The sequence below is a fragment of the Chitinophaga sp. S165 genome, assembly GCF_003182155.1.
GTDB lineage: Bacteria > Bacteroidota > Bacteroidia > Chitinophagales > Chitinophagaceae > Chitinophaga.
The window spans coordinates 1,007,140-1,029,382 of the sequence record NZ_QGTG01000002.1; the positions used below are offsets into that span (position 1 = coordinate 1,007,140).

A 22,243-nucleotide genomic window follows, 5' to 3' on the forward strand; every position below is an offset into this window, starting at 1 on the left:
TAGCGAATCCACTTATAACAAAGCATTTGACCCCGACCCCTTCTTGCATGTACATTTACATCACAAACAAACAAAAAAGTTTCCGCCATGAAACCTAGCATCAATTCAATTAACCGCACTAATGCATCTGCGGATGCCAACCGGCTGCCAGGCACCCGGTTCAGAAGAATGCTGCTCTTATTTGCTGCAGTACTTTTCTTCTCCACACAATTTGCCTTTGCCACCACAGGAACAGGCACGAAGGAAATGGAAGCCACCAGCAAGCTGAAACAAGCGCTGAGTAAGGAGTTTGCTGACGCTGTAGACGTTAAATGGTACAGCGATGACAACAAGACCTTTATGGCCAAGTTTAACCTTAACACACGCAGTGTGACTGCTTACTTTGACGAAGATGGTACCCTGCTGGCTACCCGTCGTTACATTGACGAGCAGTACCTGCCGCTGGCTGTATCCAACAAGCTGGCAAAACGTTACCCTGATGAAAAAGTTCGTTGGGTAGTGGAATTCGACAGTGAAGGCTCCACTGTTTATTACGTGACACTGGAAGGTGAAAAGACCTGGAAGGTGATCAAGTCAGATGCGAGAGGTGATCTCAGCGTTCATCAGAAGATGAAAAAAGTGTAGACATCAGTTCATCAGTTGAAAGTCCATAGTCAGTATAGTCCATAGTAGCAGCAGCTATTATGGGCTATTTTTTTTAATTCCTTACCTTTGCCGTTCTCTAAAGGAATTAAACTTATAAACGGACATGAATAAAGGGCCTATTTCTCAATTTATCCAGCACCACTACCGCCACTTCAATGCGGCTGCTCTGGTGGATGCTGCCAAGGGATATGAAACACATTTACTGGAAGGCGGTAAAATGCTGGTATCCCTTGCAGGTGCTATGAGTACCGCCGAGTTGGGTATTTCCTTCGCGGAGATGATCCGCCAGGGAAAAGTGGATATCATTTCCTGTACCGGGGCTAACCTGGAGGAAGATATCATGAACCTCGTAGCGCACACACACTACAAAAGGGTGCCTCATTACCGTGACCTGAGCCCACAGGAAGAATGGGACCTGCTGCAGGATGGCTTTAACAGGGTTACTGATACCTGTATCCCGGAAGAAGAAGCTTTCCGTCGTATACAGGAACATATCCATAAGATCTGGAAAGATGCGGATGATAAAGGCGAACGCTACTTCCCGCATGAATATATGTACAAGCTGCTGCTGAGCGGTGTCATGAAAGAGCATTACGAGATCGATCCTAAGAACAGCTGGATGATCGCTGCTGCTGAACGTAATATTCCTATCGTTGTTCCAGGATGGGAAGACAGTACCATGGGTAATATCTTCGCTTCTTACATCATCAAAGGTGAACTGAAGGCTTCTACCATGAAGAGCGGTATCGAGTACATGGTATGGCTGGCTGACTGGTACCGTAACAATTCCGCTGGTAAAGGCGTAGGCTTCTTCCAGATCGGTGGCGGTATCGCGGGCGACTTCCCTATCTGTGTAGTGCCAATGATGTACCAGGACCTTGAATGGCATGATGTTCCTTTCTGGGGATATTTCTGCCAGATCTCTGACTCTACCACTTCTTACGGTTCTTACTCCGGAGCAGTGCCGAACGAGAAGATCACCTGGGGAAAACTGGATATCAATACACCGAAGTTTATCGTAGAATCTGATGCTACCATCGTAGCGCCGCTGATATTTGCTTACCTGCTTGGCTGGTAAGGGCACTCGCCCTAAGGGCGAATGCTGAACGAAACGCTGATCATTGCATTTTGCAGGGTCAGCGTTTTTTGTTGTAGTGTAATGCTTTCATTTTTAAGACAGAAAGCGTATATTGTACCCTTATAACTTCCAAACATGAAAAACATTATTCCACTTCTAACAGTAGCAGCCGCAGTGAGCATCAGTGCCTGCCAGTCTGGTACAAAAACCAATAATAACACGACAGATAGTATGAGTACCTTACAAGACAGTGTTTCCGCAGGACAGATCTCCGATGCTGCGTTTGACAAGACCATTGATGGTAAGCCCGTAAAGCTGTACCACCTGAAAGGAAAAGGGAATATCCAGGTAGCTATTACAAACTATGGCGCCAAGATCGTTAGTCTGCTGGCTCCCGATAAACAGGGTCAACTGGCTGATGTGGAACTGGGCTATGATAACATTGACCAGTATGTGAATACGAAAGAAAGGTATTATGGCGGTATCGTTGGACGTTACGGTAACCGTATTGCCAAAGGCAAATTTAAAGTGGATGGTAAAGAATATACACTGGCTGTGAACAATGGTGTAAACCATCTGCACGGTGGTAAAAAAGGCTTTAATGACGTTGTGTGGGATGCTGAACAGCCAAATGATCATACGTTAAAACTGCACTACCTGTCAAAAGATGGTGAAGAAGGATACCCGGGCAACCTGGACATCACACTGACCTACGAGCTGACTGACAGCAACGAAGTGAAGATCGATTACAGCGCTACTACCGATAAGGCAACCGTTGTAAACCTGACCAATCACTCCTTCTTCAACCTGCATGGCGCCGGTAACGGTGATATAAATGATCACATCATGTACATCAACGCCGACAAGTTTACGCCTGTGGACAGTACGCTGATCCCTAAAGGAAAACTGGAAGCTGTAAAAGGTACACCGATGGACTTTACCACTCCTACCAAAATCGGAGAAAGAGTGGATGCTGATTTCGAACAGCTGAAATTCGGTAAAGGTTACGATCACAACTATGTATTGAACAAAAAAGGCAATGAACTGTCTCTGGCGGCAACTGTAGAAGAGCCTCAGAGCGGCCGTTTCCTGGAAGTCTGGACAACTGAACCTGGTGTTCAGTTCTATGGCGGTAACTTCCTGGATGGTACCGATAAAGGCAAAGAAGGTAAAGCGTACGTTCATCGTGGTGCTTTCTGCCTGGAAACACAACATTTCCCTGATTCTCCGAACCAGCCATCTTTCCCTTCAGTAGTACTGAAGCCAGGTCAGACTTATACCTCTACGTGTGTGTATAAGTTCGGTGTGAAGTAAGAAGGATCTCTGAGATATTAAAGAGCCATAACGCTTTCGGGTGTTATGGCTCTTTTGTTTGATTAAGACAGGACTATACAAGGCTTATACAAGGCTTAACTTACGTTCATCTTACGTTCAAAGACGTAGGATGAACGTAAGTTAAGCCTTGTATAAACCTTGTAAGAACCAAGTTTATTCGAAGAACAGCTCAGAGGCAATACCATCCGCAAAGAGCCTTCCTTCCGGTGTTAATACCAGCGTATCATTTCTGAGGATCATCCAGCCTTTATCCATAAATGGGCGGGATTCTTTTAAAAGGATATCGCGTTTGTCGTTACCGAAGCGCTCTGCCACCACTGGTAGCAGGCAGCCCTGGGAAGTACGGAGGGTGGTCATGATGTATTCATTCAACATCATGGAAGGGGTTAGTTCTTCCAGCTCGAAAGGAACGATACCCTGCTCCAGACTTTTGATATAGAGAGCATTATTGGCGATGTTCCACTGGCGTGAATGACCGTTAAACGAATGGGCAGAAGGGCCTAGTCCCAGATAGGGTTGGGATTGCCAGTAACTGCTGTTATGCCGGGAATGCCATCCCGGGAGGGCAAAGTTAGAGACCTCGTAATGTTCATATCCGGCGTTGGCCGTCCACTGCATGAGTTGTTCGAAGTGACGGGCGGCCTTATCTGTATCTACAGCAGCTACTTTTTTCTTTCGGATAAATTGGTCCAGTGCCGTGCCCGGTTCGACAGTGAGGGCATAACAGGATAAATGCTGTACACCAAGATCGATGGCCTGTTGCACATTGGCGGCCCATCCTTCATCACTGAGCGTCGGACCACCGTAGATCAGGTCTATAGTCAGATTATTGAATCCTGCTGCCTGTGCATCGCGGATACACTGTATTGCCTGCCGGCTATCATGTGCACGGTTCATCCAGCGAAGGTCTTCTTCATAGAAAGACTGTACACCGATACTTAACCGGTTGATTCCAGCGGTATGGAGGTCTTTGAGCTTTTCGGGGGAAAGATCGTCCGGGTTGGCTTCAAGGGTTACCTCGGCTTCAGGGGATATTTCGAAAGTGGTATGGAGTTTATCAAGCAGCTGTTGCAGATCGTTACGGTTGAGGAGACTTGGAGTACCTCCGCCGAAGTAAACGCTGGTAACGGTCTGGCCGGCAAGGTAGTCCTTCTGCAGATCTATTTCGCGCAGCATTTGCTTTACCAGGGCAGGTTGCTGGGAAAGAGACGTAGAGAAATGGAAGTTGCAATAGTAACAAGCCTGTTTGCAAAAAGGAATATGTAGATAGATACCTGCCATGTTTTTATCGTTCGATGAATTGGAAATGGTTCCTGGCAGTCCGGTTCCAGACTCTGGCCTTATTACATATTCCAATGAAAGTAAAGGCAAAGGTACGTCAATCGTGAGGTTTATTCCGACAGTGATGGAACGGCAAGCTGTCGGGCAGGAATGTAAGGGCTGTCAGGCGCCTGAAAGCCTTGAAAATTTACGATGTTATTTTCTCATGACTGGTTTTTTGAAGCGGGTTCAATGGCGTACGCCTGCTGAGAGTCTGTCGTATGGCTGTTGTATGTTAGAAGTATACATGGAGTTAAGGTGGATATGAGGTGGAGTTGAGCTGGACCTGATCGAGTACTGATCGGGAGAAAATAGTATTAAAGAAGATGTTATTTCCAAAAATAAAGATACGAATTATCGCGTTTAAAAGGTGGCTGGCGGCCGGATGCCGGATAGATCTGTCGTTATAGTCCTTATCGGGGTTTCCTTAAATAAGTATATGGTTATTATAGCATACGAATTATAGCGGATGGACAATTTTTATATCTTTGCCGACACATTATCTGCATTAAAAAAATATTTCCTGGTGCGAAGCTGGTTATTGTTCCTGTTCATTATACCCTGTTTACGTTTGGCGGCACAGACGGATAGTTCTGTTCGTAAGGAGCCGGCTGTGCAGGCTGCTCCTGTTCAAGTGCAGCGTGCTCCGGGTGACACGGCTGCAAGGCCAGTGAAAAAGAAAGCACCGGTAGTAAAAAGAGATAGTGCCGGTGTAATTATACCGGCAAGTGCATTGAAGCCTGCTGCTCCGGCAGCGCCTGCTGTAACTCCTTCTACGACCCCGGCAGTTGCAACTGTTCCGGCCAAAGCAGCTGCTTCCACTGACAGCGTACAGCAGCAGGCTGTTGTACCTTTGAAACAGGAAACGGCTTTTGAACTGTTCCTGAAAGAACTGACGGCTAAGAACGTTTTTCTCAAAGCGAACAAACCGTCCAGGCTGGATGTGAACAAGTTGAGGGTATATGAAGATCTGGACTGGCTGGTGTATGTAATGGCAGGCGTGGTGCTGTTGCTGGGAATTATCAGGCTAAGCTATCTGAAATACTTTTCTGACCTGTTCAGGGCATTTCTCAATCCGACGCTAAGCCAGCGCCAGCTGAAAGACCAGTTATCTCAGTCGCCCTTTCCCAATTTCCTGCTGAACAGCTACTTTGTGATCAGCCTGGCGTTGTACCTGTATCTGCTGATGTACCGTCAGCAGTATATAACCAGTAACACTGCCTGGATGGCCATACCTGGTCTGATCGTGCTGGTGGCTATGGTTTATGGAGTGAAATATGTGATGCTGCGTTTCTGCGGCTGGTTATTCGGAAGTGCGGAGCTGGCCGATGCCTATATTTTCATATTGTACCTGATCAATAAGGTTTTAGGTATTCTGTTGGTGCCATTCCTGGTAATACTGGCATTTTGCACGCCGCAATTGGCAAAAGCATTCATGTATATCTCTATATTTTTTATTGTTTTATTGGTGGCATACCGCTATATCAGGTCGTATTCCGTGGTAAAACAATACTTATCTTTCAGCAGATTGCATTTTTTTCTTTACCTTTGCGCATTCGAAGTAGCGCCGGTTTTAATAATAACTAAGGTGTTGCTGGTCGCGTTAACTGGCGGGCTCTGATGAAATGCCGCCTATTGTTAACACAAGAGCAAAAAAACGTATGATTAAAGGCGGGCCAAAAAAAGATTTGCAAGCGAAACACATTCAGTCAATTCTAATTTCCCAACCTAAGCCTGAAACAGAAAAATCACCATACTTTGAACTGGCGAAAAAATTCAATGTAAAATTGGATTTTTATCCGTTTATAAGGGTGGAGGGACTGTCCGCAAAAGACTTCAGGAAACAGAAGATTGACATACAGAATTTTACGGCGGTTATTTTTACCAGCCGGAATGCTGTAGACCATTTTTTCAGGATCTGTGAGGAAATGAAGATCAAGGTGTCTCAGGACTGTAAGTACTTCTGTATCACGGAAGCTATTGCCTTGTATCTTCAGAAATTCATCCTGTACAGGAAACGTAAGGTATTTTACGGCGCTGATGGATCAACCAAAAGCCTTCTGGAAGTGATGAACAAGCATCGTGACAACGAAAAGTTCCTGTTCCCGAGCTCTGATAGTCAGCGTAAAGACGTTGAAGAGTGGTTGAAAGCCAATAAGTGCGAATACGCTATTCCGACGCTGTACAAGACGGTGTCTAATGACGTAAAGGACTTGCTGGCAGACACTGAATATGACATGATCGTTTTCTTCAGTCCGTACGGAGTAAAGTCGCTGTTTGAGAACATACCGAAGTTCGAACAGAATGGTACCCGTATAGGCGCTTTTGGTCCTACTACCTCGGCAGCAGTTGAAGAGGCTGGCCTGAGACTGGACGTTAAAGCCCCTGCACCGCAGGCTCCTTCTATGGTAGCCGCGCTTGAGCAGTACCTGGCTGAGATCAACAAAAAATAACACGAAAATCATAGGAAAATATTTGCCCAAAGGGACAGCAAACGCTGTCCCTTTGTTATATTTGGGGTAATAACGAGGAAAAGAGAATCAGCAAACCAGATACTGTAGAAAAACAACAGAATAACCATAACTGTGAACAGACTAGCGAAAGAAACCAGTCCTTACCTGCTGCAGCATGCACATAATCCGGTAGATTGGTATCCATGGGGAGAAGAAGCACTGCAAAGGGCGAAAGCAGAAGATAAACCTATTTTAGTCAGCATTGGATATGCCGCCTGCCACTGGTGTCATGTTATGGAGCGGGAGAGTTTCGAGGACGAAGCGACGGCCCGCATCATGAACGAACTTTTCATTAACATCAAGATAGACAGGGAAGAACGTCCGGACCTGGACCACATCTATATGGATGCAGTACAGGCGATGACGGGTTCCGGCGGATGGCCGCTGAATGTTTTCCTGACGCCGGATAAACTGCCTTTTTACGGGGGGACCTACTTCCCGCCGGTGAAAGCGTTTAACCGCCCCTCCTGGAAGGAAGTGTTACTGGCTTTGTCCCAGGCTTTTAAAGAGCGCAGGGAAGACCTGGAAACACAGGCGGAGAATATGCGGGAGCACCTGGCCCAGTCTTCACGTTTTGGTGAGAATACGGGCAATCTCCAACTGGTACCGAAAGAGGAGCTGTTTACGAAAGCACAGTGTGATACGATATTCAGTAATGTAATGCAGCAGGGAGACAAGGTATGGGGCGGATTCGGTAATGCACCCAAGTTTCCCGGAACGTTTAACATTCAATACCTGTTAAGGTATCATCATAGTTTCAATGAACCGGCGGCTTTACAGCAGGCGTTATTGTCGCTGGACAAAATGATCCAGGGCGGTATTTATGATCAGTTGGGCGGCGGATTTGCCCGTTACAGTACGGATGCCAAATGGCTGGCGCCCCATTTTGAAAAGATGCTGTATGACAATGCGTTGCTGGTGGATGTGATGAGTGAGGCGTATCAATTGACAGGTAATGAGCTATATGCGAGGACCATTGCGGATACGCTGGGTTTTGTTGAAAGAGAGATGACAGATGCGGGAGGAGGCTTTTATAGTGCGTTAGATGCTGATTCTGAGGGTGTGGAAGGTAAATTTTACACCTGGAGCAGGAAAGAAATAGAAGAGATACTTGGTGCGGATGCCACCTTGTTCTGTGACTTTTACGATGTAACGGAAGAGGGTAACTGGGAGGAAACCAATATTTTATGGATCACTAAGCCTGCGGCGGTTTTCGCGGCAGAGAACGGGATCACGGAAGAGGCGCTGGAAAGGAATCTGGCGATAAGCCGGGAAAAGCTGATGGCGGGGAGGTCGGGAAGGATCCGGCCAGCGTTGGACGATAAGATCATATTGGGGTGGAATGGCCTGATGGTACATGCGTGTTGTAGGGCTTACGCCGCACTTGGGGTGGAGAAGTACAGGGAGATGGGGATCAGTGCTATGAAATTTTGCCTGAATAATCTGCAACAGGTTGATAAACAGTCTTTTTTTCATACATTTAAAGCCGGTGTAGCAAAATATCCGGCATTCCTGGACGATTATGCATGGCTGGTACGTGCTTTGATCGCTTTGCAGGAGGTAACGGGAGACGCTGAGTGGCTGGATAAGGCGAAGGAAGTAACGGAGTATGTCACTACGAATTTTTCAGATGAAGGGGGGATTTATTTCTATTATACGGAAGCCGGTCAAACGGATGTTATCGTACGTAAGAAGGAAGTCTATGATGGTGCAACTCCCAGTGGTAATGCGGTGATGGCGTCGAATCTGATCTATTTATCAATCGTTTATGACAGGAAGGATTGGTCGGAGCGTGGGATTGCCATGCTTGCGGGTCAATCTCAGATGGCGGTAAGGTATTCCACATCGTTTGGCGTATGGGCGGGGCTGTTATTGCAGCTGGTGAACGGAATAAAGGAGATAGCGATAGTGGGGAGTGATTATAAATCCAGGATGCAGGATACTAACAGACATTATATTCCGTTTAAAGTAATGTTAGGAGCTGCAACTGACAAGCTGGGTATTCCGCTGTTAGAGCGGCGGGAGCGGCCAGGGGAAACACTTATATACGTTTGCGAGGATTATCATTGTATTAAGCCAGTTAATTATATAGAGGAAATAACTAATTTAAAATAATATTTATGTATCTTGCATGACCATATCTGTGTAACGTAGCGCACGGAAAAATGATTTTGAGAAGATATAATAAAATGTTAAAAAGCACGTTTAATTTAAACGTCACGCTTCCCTCAGGGGGCATGAAAAAGTTGGATGAAAACTAACTACGGATTAAAATTAATCGTTACATTTGTTATCTTGCTTAAGAGTGGAGAGAGATTGAGCAGAGGGGTAGAGGTGCTGACTTTGAAGAAAAATACCTTCCAAAGGGAATGAATTTAAAAGTGAAACCAACAAGTAGAACAACCGCTAAATTTCTGAAGTTGCCCTTAACAACTTTAGGGTCATCGTGTGTGAATGGCTGGTTGGTTAACGGTCAGACCGGACAGACCGGCAAGACCTTCGGCCATGTTTCAGAACATAGCGACACCCTCAGTAGCATTGTGGCCAATGTACACTGCGTCGCCTACGAAATAAATGATTTTCAATGAAAGCTACCCTTATGAAGCTTAATTTCTCAAGTGGTCTGTTAGCAGTATTGCTGGTTAGCCTGCTCGCCAGCTGCGGTGGTAGTAAAACCCCCAAAAATGCGCAAGGACAGCTGATCGGCGTAAGTCCCAGACCTAAGTATTTCCCGCCAGTGCCCTATGGAATGGTCTATGTACCTTCCGGAACCTTTCACATGGGTCCCAGCGATGAGGATTTGAACTACGCGTACACCGCCCGTAACAAGTCTATTTCCATCTCCGGCTTCTACATGGATGCTACCGAGATCACAAATAACGAGTACAGGCAGTTCGTACAGTGGGTAACAGATTCTATTGCCCACATTATGTTGGGTGATGTAAAGAATGACGGTGGAGAGGATTATATCGATTGGAAGAAGAAGATTAATTATAGGGATAAATCCACCATGGAAAAGCTGGAGGGTATGACCTATCAACCGGAAGACCGTTTGTACGGACGTAAAGAGTTCGACGTACGGAAACTGGTTTATCATGCAGAAACTTTCAACTGGGAACAGGCCAAGCTGCGTGAGAACGCAAATAAGTCCCGTTCTAAGTTCATTGTAAAGAAAGACGTTGCGATCTATCCTGACACATTGTGCTGGATCCGTGACTTCTCTTATGCTTACAATGAGCCAATGACGAGGATGTACTTCTGGCACCCGGCATTTGACAACTATCCGGTAGTTGGGGTGACCTGGCACCAGGCTAACGCTTTCTCTGAATGGCGTAGTAAGTTCTGGGAAGACTACCGTATCTCCAAGAAATTATTCACTGAGGATAAATTCCAACTGCCTTCAGAAGCGCAATGGGAATATGCAGCACGTGGTGGCAGAGAGCAATCTCCTTACCCATGGGGTGGTTATTACATACGCAACAAGAAAGGTTGTTTGCTGGCTAACTTTAAACCTGGTCGCGGTAACTATCCTGAAGACGGTGGTTTCTACACTGTAAGAGCGGACGCTTACTGGCCTAACGACTATGGTTTATACAACATGTCAGGTAACGTTGCAGAGTGGACACAGGACATTTATTATGAGAACGCGTACTCTTTCACATCTGATATGAACCCATACCTGCGTATGGACATTCCAGACAGTGCGGTTCCAAAAATGAAACGTAAAGCTGTAAGAGGTGGTTCCTGGAAAGATATCGGGTATTTCCTCCAGACAGGTACACGTTCTTACGAGTACCAGGACAGTGCTAAATCCTACATTGGTTTCAGATGTACGATCGCCTTCCTGAGCCGTTCTAAAAACGATTTTGGTCACAGGTAACATATAGTAACAGCAATTACGGATAGATGAGCGCGAGAACAGGCATGATCGAAGGGACAGGAAGAAGAATCCTGTATGCCTCGGGGACAGGCATGTGTGAGATAATCAAACTTAAACATTTTGATATGAGAAACCGTATGATGTACATTGGGAAACCGCAAATCATCGTTGAGCAACAACTATTCCATAACAATTTAACCTTTAACACTTTAACCAGTAAATTTTGACCTATGGCTATGAATCCTACTACATCGAAATGGCTTAATTTCTTTGTTTGTGTCGCAGCATCAGTAGTAATTATCGGAGCGCTGTTCAAACTTCAACACTGGCCAGGTGCAGATATCGCCCTGATCGTTGGTTTGAGCACAGAAGCACTCATCTTCTTCGTTTATGCATTCGTACCGGATAGCGGTGGTCACGAAGGCGGTGCACAGGTAGCAGTTGTTGCCGGTGGTAGCCCTGCCCTGGCTGGTCTGGACAAAATGCTCGAAGAAGCTGATATCACTCCGGTTAGCTTACAGCGCCTCAGCGAAAACTTCCAGAAATTAGGTTCCACTGTAGATAAGATGCGGGATATCAGTGATGTAGTTGCCGCTACAGGTGATTACACACAAAAAACAAGAGAAGCTGCCAGCGCAATTGGTAACGTAGCTCACGCTTATACTACTGCTGCTTCAGCTGTATCTTCTTTCAACAGTGCTTCTGAATCAACAAGAAGCTTCCACGAGCAAATGCAGGGTATGACCAAAAACCTGGCTTCCCTGAATGCTATCTACGAACTGGAACTGCAGGACACTAACAATCACCTGAAAGCTATGAACAACTTCTATAGCAATCTGCTGAATGTTTCTCAGGCAATGACCAGCAGCGTAGACGATGCGCGCAAAACACAGGATCAGATCTCTAAACTGGCTCATAACCTGACTAGCCTGAACACCGTTTACGGTAACATGCTCAGCGCTATGCACAGTGCGAGATAAGGTAACGCTTATAGTTTTTTGAATTAACAACAGACAATCATTCAAACCTGAGAACAAACTATGGCACTACCTAAAGATCCCAGGCAAAAGATGATCAATATCATGTACCTGGTCTTGACGGCCATGCTGGCATTGAACGTCTCTGCTGAGATATTGAACGCATTTAATATAGTAAACAATTCAATCAATACTTCGAATAAATCGATCACAGATAAGAACAACGATACTTACCTGGCTTTTGACGCAAAAATGCAAGAAGACGCTGCTAAAACCGGCCCTTTCAAGCAGAAAGCGGAACAAGTAAGATTGGCTTCTGCCGAAATGTACACTTTCCTGGATTCACTGAAAGAAAGGATTGTTAGAGAAAGCGGCGGACGTGATGAATTTGGTGAACTGAAAAGTAAAGATAACCTGGATGCTCCTACCCGTGTGATGGAAAATCAGAAACAAGGTCCTTTACTGGAACAGAAACTGACTGAATTACGTAGCAAACTGTTGACTTACGTTGAGGCAAAAGATAAAGGCAAGTTCGAAAAATCTTTGCCACTGCATATTGAAATTGGTAAATCCGGCGGTCATGGCGGACATGGTCCTGCAAAAGACTGGACTGCTTACCACTTCAACATGGTACCAGCTATCGCAGCAGTAACCATTCTGAGTAAATTCCAGAATGACATCAAGAACTCAGAAGCCCTGATCATTGATGACCTGTATGCGCAGATCGGTAAAAGAGATTTCCACTTTGATAAGATCAAGCCTTTCGTTTCCCTGAACTCAAAGAACCTGATGGAAGGACAAACGTTGACCGCTTCAGTTGCAGTAGGTGCTTACAGCAGCACTGTAAATCCTGAAATCGTGGTTAACGGTTCTACAGTAACTGCGAGTGAAGGTCTGGGTAGCTACTCAATGGTAGTTTCCGGTATCGGCGAAAAAACGATCTCTGGTAATGTTAAAATGACTAACCCAAGTGGTGAAGTTGTTAACATGCCATTCACTGAAACTTATAGTGTAGGTGCTTCAACAACCTCTATCTCTGCTGACAAGATGAACGTACTGTACATCGGTCTGCAGAACCCGATCTCCATCTCCGCTGGTGGTGTTCCTGCTGAAAAAGTATCTGCAGGTATCAACAACGGTAGCATGACCAAGACCGGTGCAGGTAAATACTCTGTAGTGGTTACTAAACCAGGTACCGCAATGATCACTGTAAGTGGCGATATCGACGGTAAAGTAAAAGCACTGGGTAACAAAGAATTCCGTATCAAATATATCCCTGACCCGGTACTGAAAGTGGGCTTGAGCAAAGGTCCTTATATGAAGGCTTCCGAGTTCAAGGTACAGGGCGGTCTGCGTGCTGACCTGGAAGACTTCCTCTTCGAAGGCGTAAGATACGAGGTAGTAAGCTACCGTCTCTATATCGACGCAAGAGGTAAAGATCCTTTCGAAGCTGACGCAAACTCAGCTTACTTCCCAAGCGGCGCTATGCCAATTATCCGTTCCATTAAACCGGGTGATATCGTATACTTCGATAACGTTCGTGTAAAAGGTCCGGATGGAAGGGTTAGAGATATGTCGAACTTCAATCTTAAGATTAACTAATATTATTTTCTATGCGAGCAGTCATCCTTAACAGAATTGGTTGGTGTTCCCTCCTGCTGGTTGTAGTACTGGCTTCAGAGGCTAACGCACAACGCCGTAGGACTGGAGGTACAACACGTCGTACAGAGGCAACACCTGCAGAGGCTACACCTGCAACTCAGGATGCTTCAGTTGTAAACCCAGCTACCGGTAACAGCGTTGCTACACCGCCGCCGCCAGCTCCCACCGCAACAGAAGGTGCTTCCCTTCGTCAGGATGGTGTTGGTATACCAGTAGATACACCACGCAAATCCCTGCGTACGGATGGCATTTCTGAAAAGAACTTCATCAAGGACCGTGTACCTATCCCTTACGATCACATTCGCTCAGACGATGAGTTCTGGGAAAAGAAGATCTGGCAGGTGATAGATACCCGCGAAAAGATGAACCTTCCTTTCCAGTATAATGTTGAGGATGAATCTGGTACCAGCCAGCTGTTCATTAATATCCTGCTTAACGCGATAAAGAACAAGGAAGTTGAGGCGTTCAGCCCTATCGATGACAGGTTCACTACCGTTCTGCCTTACGCCGATGTTCAGACCAAGATCAGCGGTGAAGAAAAAACAGTACGTAGTATTGACCCGATCACCGGTGAAGAGAAAATGGTAACTACCCGTGACGAATTTGACCCTCGTACTATTGTTCAGTATAAGATCAAAGAAATCTGGGTGTTCGATAAAGAAGCATCTGCACTGAAAGTACGTATCCTCGGTATTGCACCAATGGTATCACGTATGAACGAAGATGGTTCCTTCCGTGGCGCTATTCCTCTGTTCTGGGTATATTATCCTGATCTGCGTCCTTTACTGGCTAAATACGATGTATATAACCAGAATAACGATGCGGCGACTATGAGTTGGGAAGACCTTTTCGAAATGCGTTTCTTCTCCAGCTTTATAATCAAGGAAAACAATACTTACAACCGCGAGATCAAGGATTACATTAAAGATGGTACCATGCGCCTCCTGGAAGGTCAGGCGGTTAAGGATAAGATCTTTAATAAAGAACAGGATATGTGGCAGTATTAATCTGCTCGCAGTATAAAGAAACTGAAAGGGAGTCTGTTTAACAGGCTCCCTTTTGTTTTTCCCTTTTCCCCGTTACTTTTGTAAGCAATCAATCAACTGTATATGTCCCGTATATTTGAAACCCCTGCCCTGCTGCAAGCGCTTCGCCTGCAAATAGATGATCTGCTGAAAACTGCCAACGAACAATTTGTAACAGCCCCTGAAGAAGTGTTGCTGCGCCAGCCGGCCCCGGATAAATGGAGCGTTGCACAATGCCTTGATCATCTGAACGCCTATTCCCGCTTTTATGTACCCGTAATGGAACAGGCTATTCAGTCCAGGCTTACGGGCAGCCTGCCCCCGGCGCCTTCAGCTTCTTTTAAAAGCGGCTTGCTTGGAAATTATTTCACTAAAATGATGGAACCTAAACCAGACGGAACGGCGGGAACACGCATGCAGGCGCCTAAAGCCTATCGTCCGCTGTCTGACCTGGATGCAGCGAAAGTGGTAGCAGAGTTCATCGAATGGCAGCAAAGAACAAAGGCTTTGCTTGACCAGGCTAAACATGTCAATCTGCAAAAAATAAAGATCCCGACTACATTGGGGAACTGGTTGAAGTTTTCTCTGGGAGATACATTTCGTTTTGTAATAGCACATGAACGCCGGCATATGGCGCAGGCGTTAAGGGCGAAAGCATAGTTTTCTTTACCGGTATTTACGATTGAGGAGTAACGGTACCTGTTTCGCCGCTGGCTGGATGAAAATGTGCATAGACAAGCCTGGCTTTGGCGGCGCCTATTTCTTTCACCAGATCATCCTCCGAAAGCAATTTTATTTTCGCGACGGAACGGAAGGTTTTAAGGAGCTGTGTGGCAGTATTCTCCCCTATGCCTTTGATGCCTTCCAGTTCGTTCTTAAAAGTGCCTTTACTGCGCTTTTGGCGGTGGAAGGTGATACCGAAACGGTGTACCTCATCACGTACGCGGCGGATCAGTTTAAGGCTCTCACTATCGTAGGGTAACTTGATACTGTCTTTGTCGCCCGGGAAGAAGATCTCTTCTTCGTTTTTCGCCAAACCTACTACCGTCATACTACCTATAAGGTCCAGTTCACGGATACTTTCCATAGCAGACCCCAGCTGGCCTTTACCACCGTCTATAATGACCAGTTGAGGTAATGGTTGCTGTTCTGCCAGTAAACGGCTGTAACGGCGGTATACGACCTCGCGCATGGACGCAAAGTCGTTGATGCCCTGTACCGTCTTAATATTGAAATGACGATAATCTTTCTTTGAAGCTACTCCATCTTTAAACACTACACAGGCAGACACCGGATAGGCGCCCTGGAAGTTGGAGTTATCGAAACACTCAATATGCAAAGGGAGTTCCTGTAATTCCAGATCGGCCTGTAGCTGGTACAACACCTTCTTTCGCTCCATATCACTCTTGCCTTCCAGGTGCAGGATCTTTTTACGGTACAACTCCTCCTTGAAATAGTCTACGTTCTTTTCAGACAGCTCGAGCAGTTTCTTTTTGTCTCCTCCTTTTGGCACAGACACCGTGACATTTTCTTCCGGGTATTCTATTTCTATCGGTACGATAATTTCCCTGGCAAGGCTCTGGAAAGCATCACGGAGGTAGCTGACGGCGTATGTCAGTACTTCTGTATCATCTTCTTCCAGTTTCTTCTCCAGTGTTACCGTTTTAGTATCTGCAATAGTTCCGTTTAATACACGCAGGTAGTTCACATAGGCATAGTTGCCTTCACTGATGATGGAGAATACATCCACGTTGCCAACACGGGTATTGACGATCGTTGACTTGGCCTGATAGGCTTGCAGGCTTTCTATTTTCTTGCGGACGATCTCTGCTTTCTCAAATTCCATGTTCATAGCATGTTCCTGCATCTGTGTACGGAACATTTGCAGCACGGGGCTAAGATTGCCTCTGAGGATGTTCTTTACCTGTTGCAGCCCTTCCCGGTAGTCTTCCTCTGTCTGAAGACCTTCACAGGGACCTTTGCAGTTGCCCAAATGATACTCCAGGCAAACTTTGTATTTCCCTTTATTGATGTTTTGCTGAGAGAGGTTGAGATTACATGTGCGTAAAGGAATGTTATAACGGATCACTTCCAGCAGTTCGCGCACACGGCCTACAGAGGTGAAGGGTCCCAAATATTCCGAACCGTCTTTAACGATATTACGGGTCAGGAACACACGGGGATATGATTCGTGTTTTATGACGATGTAAGGATAAGTTTTATCATCCTTCAGGTTGATATTGAACTTCGGCTGGAACTGTTTGATCAGCGAGTTCTCAAGAAGGAATGCGTCCTGTTCGGAGCCGACGATGGTAAATTCAATATGATGAATTGTTTCTACCAGCCGGCGTGTTTTATAGTTGTCGTGATTCTTTACAAAATATGAGCTAACCCTTTTGCGCAGACTTTTGGCCTTTCCTACGTAAAGTAATTCACCGGCATCACTATAGTACTTATATATGCCAGGCTGAAGGGGTATGGTATGTGATATCTGTTGAAACTCCGCTGCTGTCATGTTCTAAAGAAGATCTGTTAGGGGTGCTTTAGCAGAACTTTCACGTCCAGCTCTCTGGCAGGCAGAAATGCGATCTTCTGCCATGTCACGATGCGGATATGTTTGTTATGCTGGTACACCAGGTTTTGCTGGTATTCGTACACCAGGTTCTCTACATGCTTATTCATCTGCACGTTGGTAATATGCTGCTGGTTGTCAATATCCATGATCACTTCCTGTGGTACAGTGGCGGTATTTCGCGCCTTGTACATGAGGGAACGTTTACCGGTGAACTGATCGGCCAGCAGAATGGTATCATATGCTCCCTGCAGGGAGGGTTTGTTCAGGTCCACTTCCAGGAAGGGCGCCAGCAAGTGTTGTAACTGGGTTGAATCCGGGGTGGTAATGGTCAGACTATCCCGCTGTCCGTTCATGACTATAGTCTTTTCTAAGGCGGGTTTCTGTGTTTCTATATTATTGAGTTCGTCCTGAAAATATCCTTTAAGATCTCTGTACGCGTGTTCTTTACCTTGCCGGGTACTATCGCTGGTACCGCAGGAAACCAATAAAGAAACAACAGCCACCAATGTCCATGAAAAACGATGATCCATCCTGCAAATTTAGGGAAGAACGTTTAAAGCTGCGTTTATATGATGCAGGAAACCAAATACCCTGAAAAAAGTTAATGCGCCGTGAAAACGGCGCATCTGATGCATGAGCAAATCTGTCGAGAGCACTAAAAAACGTAAAACGTATCATCTGCTCCAATAGTTACAGGATAGAAATAATATATAAAAAAAGCTGTCCGCCTTAGGCGGACAGCTTCTAAAAGTGGGTGATGTAAATACTTACACCAGTATGTTGCCGGTCATTTCCTTTGGTATCGGAAGACCCATCAGTGTCAGGATGGTAGGCGCCACGTCTCCCAGTTTACCTGGTTTCAGTGTTCCTTTGAAATCGTTACTGATAACAAAGTAGGGCACCAGGTTGAGTGAGTGTGCTGTATTTGGCGAGCCGTCGTTGTTGATCATGAAATCAGCATTACCGTGGTCAGCCGTCAGGAATACAGTATAGTCATTTGCCAGGGCGGCAGTTACTACCTGATTTACGCAGGCATCTACTGTTTCTACTGCTTTAATAACAGCTTCCCAGATACCGGTATGACCAACCATGTCGGCATTGGCGAAATTGAGACAAACGAAGTCGGCAGATTTGCTTTCTATTTCTGCAACGATGGTGCTTGTTACTTCCAAAGCGCTCATTTCAGGTTGCAGGTCGTAGGTAGCAACTTTCGGAGAAGCTACGATCAGACGGCGTTCACCCTTGAATTCTTTTTCGCGGCCACCGGAGAAGAAGAAAGATACGTGCGGGTATTTCTCTGTTTCTGCAATACGGATCTGGCTGCGGTCGTGTGCTTCCAGTACTTCACCTAATGTATTCTGCAGGTTATCATTTTCGAATATTACATGTACACCTTTATAGGTTTTGTCATATTCGGTCATGGTAGTATAGTGCAGCTGGAGCGGTTCCATACCGAAGTCAGGGAAAGCCTGCTGGGTCAGTACCTGAGTGATCTCGCGGCAACGGTCAGTACGGAAGTTGAAGCAAAGTACAGCATCTCCCGGCTGGATGGTGGTGATCGGTTTCAGTTGCGCATCAGTTACAACTATCGGCTTGATAAATTCATCGGTCACGCCTTCTGCATAAGAAGCTTTAATGGCGTTCACAGGGTCTTGTGTAGGAGTACCTGTACCGTGTACCATTGCATCATAAGCCAGTTTCACACGTTCCCAGCGTTTATCGCGGTCCATTGCGTAATAACGGCCGGTAATGCTGGCGACTTCTCCAGTGGTTTGTTTCAGGTGGGCTACCAGGTCTTCCATGTAAGCCAGGCCACCTTTAGGATCGGTATCGCGACCATCGGTGAAGGCGTGAATGTATACTTTGGTCAGTCCTTTATCTTTAGCGATCTGTGTCAGTGCTTTCAGGTGAGTGATGTGGGAGTGTACGCCACCATCGCTGACAAGACCGATAAGGTGAAGGGCCTTGTCATTGTCTTTAGCATAATTGAAAGTGCTCTGTAATACGCTGTTGCCAGCCAGTTCGCCGGTGCGGATGGCTACATTGATACGTTGCAGTTCCTGGTATACGATACGTCCTGCGCCGAGGTTCAGGTGGCCTACTTCGGAGTTGCCCATCTGGCCTTCCGGCAAACCTACGTCTTCACCACAGGTAACGAGTGTGCTGTGCGGGTATTTTGAATACAGACTGCTTACAAAAGGAGTCTTAGCGTGCGCTATAGCGTCAGCGGCAGGAACCTGTCCTTGCCCCCATCCATCCATGATAACGAGAATGGCTCTTTTCTTTTCCATATTTCCGGTTGTAATTTTCTTGTTGCGTAAAGGAGGCTAAAGTTATGAAGCATCCGTGAATACGGCATCAAACTTATTGAAATGACACCAAAATTCATACAGCAGTGAAAGAACTTTATTACAGTTAGGTTTTATTCTAAAAATATATATTAATATATTCGCATTAATTAATCACTGTACAATACAACGATAATTGTATTTTAAAAGTACTCCTGCAAATTGGCATAGTTTTAGCCCATTTCACTACAATGATGAAAACTTTACTACTTAATAAAATACTGACGATGAAAAAGTTAATGTATGTGCTTGGAGTTGTGTTGTTTGGCGTCATTATCACTGCATTCACACTGTCAGCCGCTACCTTAAAACCTACTGCAGCAGGCCCTTTTGAAGATGTGGTGAGTGCAATTAAACAAGGCGATGCGAGTGCACTATCCCGTTACCTTGATAACACAGTAGAAATCAGCATGGCTGGCAAATCAAACTCTTACAGCAAAGCACAGGCAGAGATCATTCTGAAAGATTTCTTTTCAAAAAATCAGGTAAAATCATTTGAATTGATCCACCAGGTGGAAAGTGCGGGTGGTTCAAGAGTGGGGATCGCAAATGTGGGAACATCAGGCGGAGCATTCCGTACGTCTTTCTTTTTGCAGAAAAAAGGAGGCTCGATGGTGCTGAATGAATTACGCTTCGAAAGTAAATAAATAAAGTATTGTTAAGATTGATAGTGAGAAGTCCGGCCCCGCCCGGACTTTTTTATATTACAGAAAGTCTGTTCCCGTCTGCTTTCTGAAATTCACTTACTTTCGTTCTTTCAAACCGATAGTATGTTACAGGAACCAGCATTTACAGCTCTTATTCGCAGCGCATTGGCCGAAGACATAGGAAATGGCGATCATTCTACTTTAGCCTGCATACCGGCAACGGCAAGAGGTGGCGCCAGATTGAAGATCAAAGAAGATGGAGTACTGGCCGGAATGGAAGTAGCAGCAGCTATTTTCACTATGCTGGATGCATCGTCTGTTTTTAAGCCATTTAAGAAAGACGGAGATAACATGAAGGCCGGAGAAGTGGCATTTGAAGTTGACGCTTCTGTACACACACTGCTGATGGGCGAGCGCCTTGTATTGAACTGTATGCAAAGAATGAGTGGTATAGCTACGCTGACGCGTCAGTATGTGGATATACTGAAAGGATATCATACCCGCCTGCTTGACACCCGTAAAACCACCCCTAACTTTCGCTTGCTGGAAAAAGAAGCGGTACGCATCGGGGGAGGTGTAAATCATCGTATGGGACTCTATGATATGGTGATGCTGAAAGATAACCACATTGATTTTGCCGGCGGTATTACAGCTGCTGTTACCCAAACGGTAGCCTACCTGCAAAACAAAGCACTGCCTTTACAGATAGAAGTGGAAACCCGCAACCTGGAAGATGTGAAAGAGGTGCTGGCAGTAGGACAGGTACACAGGATCATGCTGGACAATTTCTCACCTGCACAAATTAAAGATGCATTGGCATTGATTGACGGCCGGTATGAAACAGAGGCGTCCGGTGGTATCAATCTGAGCACGCTGGAAGAATATGCAAAGACAGGGGTTGATTATGTATCTGTGGGAGCGGTGATACATCATGCTGTAAGTCTTGATCTGAGTTTAAAAGCAATCTAATATCAAATATAATATCCCTAACGTTGAGAAAGATTCTATTCATCATAAATAGGAAGGCGGGCACAGACCGAGAGAAACGCCTGGAGGGTATCATCAGAAGATATTTAACTCCCAAAGCTTTTTCTGTGGAAGTGACGCACCTGGAGTATCTGGGGCATGGCACTGACCTGGCTAAAGCAGCGGTAGCAAACGGAACGGACACTGTAGTAGCGGTAGGTGGAGATGGTTCCATTAACGAAATTGCCCAGGGACTGGTAGGAACCACTACTGCTCTTGCTATTATCCCGTTGGGAAGCGGTAATGGTTTGGCAAGAGCATTGAAGATACCGTTAAAAGTTTCCCGTGCGCTGGAAGTAATTGCAGATGGCCGACGTCAGGCAATAGATGTAGGTTACGCGAATGAATATCTTTTCCTGAGTAATGCAGGCGTGGGTTTTGATGCACTTGTAGCAGACCAGTTCCGTCATAAGACCAAACGTGGCCTGTGGGGATACGCAAAACTGGTGATCAAAAGTTTCAATAGCTATAAAGGACCTTCATATCAAATAAGTGTTGACGGTAAAAACCTGGAAGAGCGTGCTTTTCTGCTAACAGTGGCAAATGGTAACCAGTTTGGTTATGAGTTCAAACTGGCGCCTACAGCCAATGTATTTGACGGTAAGCTGGACCTTTGTGTAGTACCGCCGATCAGGTTCCTCGGATTGATCCCGATCGGACTGTATTCGTTGATGGGTAATATTGATAAGACCCGTTACATGCAACATTATACGGGAGAGACGATCGTTGTAAAAAGTAAAGAACTGGTGCATTTGCAGGTAGACGGAGATGCCGTACCACTGAAGGAAGATGGAAAAGTAGCTTTCCGCATTCATCCTGGCGCGCTGCAGGTAATCGTCAACCGAACTTAAAATTATTGTTATGTCAAAGAAGAGGAATAATGCGGGTGGGATCGTTTATTCCACCGATCCTGGTTTCAGACCGGAGAGTAATGAACCGGAAGAAACGGATACCCTGCCTCCTGCCCAGCAGCAGCTGCGTGTAAAACTGGATACCAAACAACGTGCTGGTAAAGTCGTGACATTGGTAGATGGTTTTATTGGTAAGGCTGAAGACCTGGAAAAATTGGGTAAGGAACTGAAAACGAAGTGCGGCACGGGTGGTAGTGCAAAAGATGGCCAGATCCTGATACAGGGCGACTATAAGGAGAAAGTGGTGAAATGGCTGCAGGACTGGGGTTATAAAGCGAAGTAACAAGATCAGGAATCAGGA

At 45.8% G+C, this 22,243-nt stretch carries 19 protein-coding genes; 15 read left to right on the top strand and 4 right to left on the bottom strand.

Annotated elements, in window-relative coordinates; translation table 11 throughout:
• Positions 1 to 87: 87 nt before the first annotated feature.
• The 3 genes from C7475_RS12360 (at position 88) to C7475_RS12370 (ending at position 3,037) form a co-directional block, all read left to right on the top strand.
• Complete coding sequence (locus C7475_RS12360; protein WP_110053651.1) at positions 88 to 624, top strand: hypothetical protein; 537 nt, start codon at positions 88 to 90, stop codon at positions 622 to 624.
• Between the two features lie 124 nt (positions 625 to 748).
• A complete protein-coding gene (locus C7475_RS12365; RefSeq protein ID WP_110053652.1) occupies positions 749 to 1,723 on the top strand; it encodes a deoxyhypusine synthase family protein in 975 nt (324 codons plus the stop codon).
• A 135-nt stretch (positions 1,724 to 1,858) separates the two neighbouring features.
• A complete protein-coding gene (locus C7475_RS12370; protein WP_110053653.1) occupies positions 1,859 to 3,037 on the top strand; it encodes an aldose epimerase family protein in 1,179 nt (392 codons plus the stop codon).
• A 174-nt stretch (positions 3,038 to 3,211) separates the two neighbouring features.
• On the opposite strand, the gene hemW is transcribed toward C7475_RS12370, so the two are convergent.
• Entirely contained in the window at positions 3,212 to 4,339 is a 1,128-nt protein-coding gene (gene hemW, locus C7475_RS12375; RefSeq protein WP_110053654.1) for a radical SAM family heme chaperone HemW, read from the bottom strand.
• Between the two features lie 508 nt (positions 4,340 to 4,847).
• Here hemW and C7475_RS12385 point away from each other — a divergent pair.
• The 8 genes from C7475_RS12385 (at position 4,848) to C7475_RS12425 (ending at position 15,095) form a co-directional block, all read left to right on the top strand.
• On the top strand, positions 4,848 to 5,999 hold the full coding sequence (locus C7475_RS12385; protein ID WP_110053656.1) for a DUF4271 domain-containing protein: 1,152 nt from the start codon (positions 4,848 to 4,850) through the stop codon (positions 5,997 to 5,999).
• A gap of 166 nt (positions 6,000 to 6,165) precedes the next feature.
• Positions 6,166 to 6,831, top strand: coding sequence for a uroporphyrinogen-III synthase (locus C7475_RS12390; protein ID WP_233259834.1), 666 nt, complete (start codon positions 6,166 to 6,168; stop codon positions 6,829 to 6,831).
• A 132-nt stretch (positions 6,832 to 6,963) separates the two neighbouring features.
• The gene (locus C7475_RS12395; protein ID WP_110053657.1) at positions 6,964 to 9,006 is read left to right on the top strand and encodes a thioredoxin domain-containing protein; all 2,043 of its coding nucleotides are present in this window, start codon (positions 6,964 to 6,966) and stop codon (positions 9,004 to 9,006) included.
• Positions 9,007 to 9,475: 469 nt separating this feature from the next.
• The gene (locus C7475_RS12400) at positions 9,476 to 10,771 is read left to right on the top strand and encodes an SUMF1/EgtB/PvdO family nonheme iron enzyme (protein WP_233259835.1); all 1,296 of its coding nucleotides are present in this window, start codon (positions 9,476 to 9,478) and stop codon (positions 10,769 to 10,771) included.
• A gap of 230 nt (positions 10,772 to 11,001) precedes the next feature.
• Positions 11,002 to 11,751, top strand: coding sequence for a gliding motility protein GldL (gene gldL, locus C7475_RS12410; RefSeq protein WP_110053659.1), 750 nt, complete (start codon positions 11,002 to 11,004; stop codon positions 11,749 to 11,751).
• Between the two features lie 60 nt (positions 11,752 to 11,811).
• Complete coding sequence (gene gldM, locus C7475_RS12415; RefSeq protein ID WP_110053660.1) at positions 11,812 to 13,350, top strand: gliding motility protein GldM; 1,539 nt, start codon at positions 11,812 to 11,814, stop codon at positions 13,348 to 13,350.
• 11 nt (positions 13,351 to 13,361) lie between these two features.
• The gene (gene gldN / locus C7475_RS12420; protein WP_110053661.1) at positions 13,362 to 14,417 is read left to right on the top strand and encodes a gliding motility protein GldN; all 1,056 of its coding nucleotides are present in this window, start codon (positions 13,362 to 13,364) and stop codon (positions 14,415 to 14,417) included.
• A gap of 102 nt (positions 14,418 to 14,519) precedes the next feature.
• Complete coding sequence (locus C7475_RS12425; protein WP_110053662.1) at positions 14,520 to 15,095, top strand: DinB family protein; 576 nt, start codon at positions 14,520 to 14,522, stop codon at positions 15,093 to 15,095.
• A gap of 16 nt (positions 15,096 to 15,111) precedes the next feature.
• Here the strand turns inward: C7475_RS12425 and uvrC are convergent, their stop codons facing one another.
• From uvrC to gpmI, 3 genes are all read right to left on the bottom strand, one after another.
• Positions 15,112 to 16,950, bottom strand: coding sequence for an excinuclease ABC subunit UvrC (uvrC, locus tag C7475_RS12430; protein ID WP_110053663.1), 1,839 nt, complete (start codon positions 16,948 to 16,950; stop codon positions 15,112 to 15,114).
• Between the two features lie 17 nt (positions 16,951 to 16,967).
• Positions 16,968 to 17,540: a hypothetical protein gene (locus tag C7475_RS12435; protein ID WP_110053664.1), complete on the bottom strand. Its 573-nt coding sequence runs from the start codon at positions 17,538 to 17,540 to the stop codon at positions 16,968 to 16,970.
• Between the two features lie 237 nt (positions 17,541 to 17,777).
• Positions 17,778 to 19,301, bottom strand: a complete 1,524-nt coding sequence (gene gpmI / locus C7475_RS12440; protein ID WP_110053665.1) for a 2,3-bisphosphoglycerate-independent phosphoglycerate mutase — start codon at positions 19,299 to 19,301, stop codon at positions 17,778 to 17,780.
• A gap of 284 nt (positions 19,302 to 19,585) precedes the next feature.
• Here gpmI and C7475_RS12445 point away from each other — a divergent pair, with 284 nt between their 5' ends.
• The 4 genes from C7475_RS12445 to C7475_RS12460 all read left to right on the top strand — a co-directional run bounded on the left by C7475_RS12445 (position 19,586) and on the right by C7475_RS12460 (position 22,225).
• Positions 19,586 to 20,005 carry a DUF4783 domain-containing protein gene (locus C7475_RS12445; protein ID WP_158286491.1) on the top strand — a complete coding sequence of 140 codons (420 nt, stop codon included), beginning with the start codon at positions 19,586 to 19,588 and terminating at the stop codon, positions 20,003 to 20,005.
• Positions 20,006 to 20,128: 123 nt separating this feature from the next.
• Positions 20,129 to 20,974, top strand: a complete 846-nt coding sequence (gene nadC / locus C7475_RS12450) for a carboxylating nicotinate-nucleotide diphosphorylase (RefSeq protein ID WP_110053667.1) — start codon at positions 20,129 to 20,131, stop codon at positions 20,972 to 20,974.
• 23 nt (positions 20,975 to 20,997) lie between these two features.
• Complete coding sequence (locus C7475_RS12455) at positions 20,998 to 21,882, top strand: diacylglycerol kinase family protein (protein WP_158286492.1); 885 nt, start codon at positions 20,998 to 21,000, stop codon at positions 21,880 to 21,882.
• Between the two features lie 10 nt (positions 21,883 to 21,892).
• Positions 21,893 to 22,225: a translation initiation factor gene (locus C7475_RS12460; protein ID WP_110053669.1), complete on the top strand. Its 333-nt coding sequence runs from the start codon at positions 21,893 to 21,895 to the stop codon at positions 22,223 to 22,225.
• Positions 22,226 to 22,243: the final 18 nt, after the last annotated feature.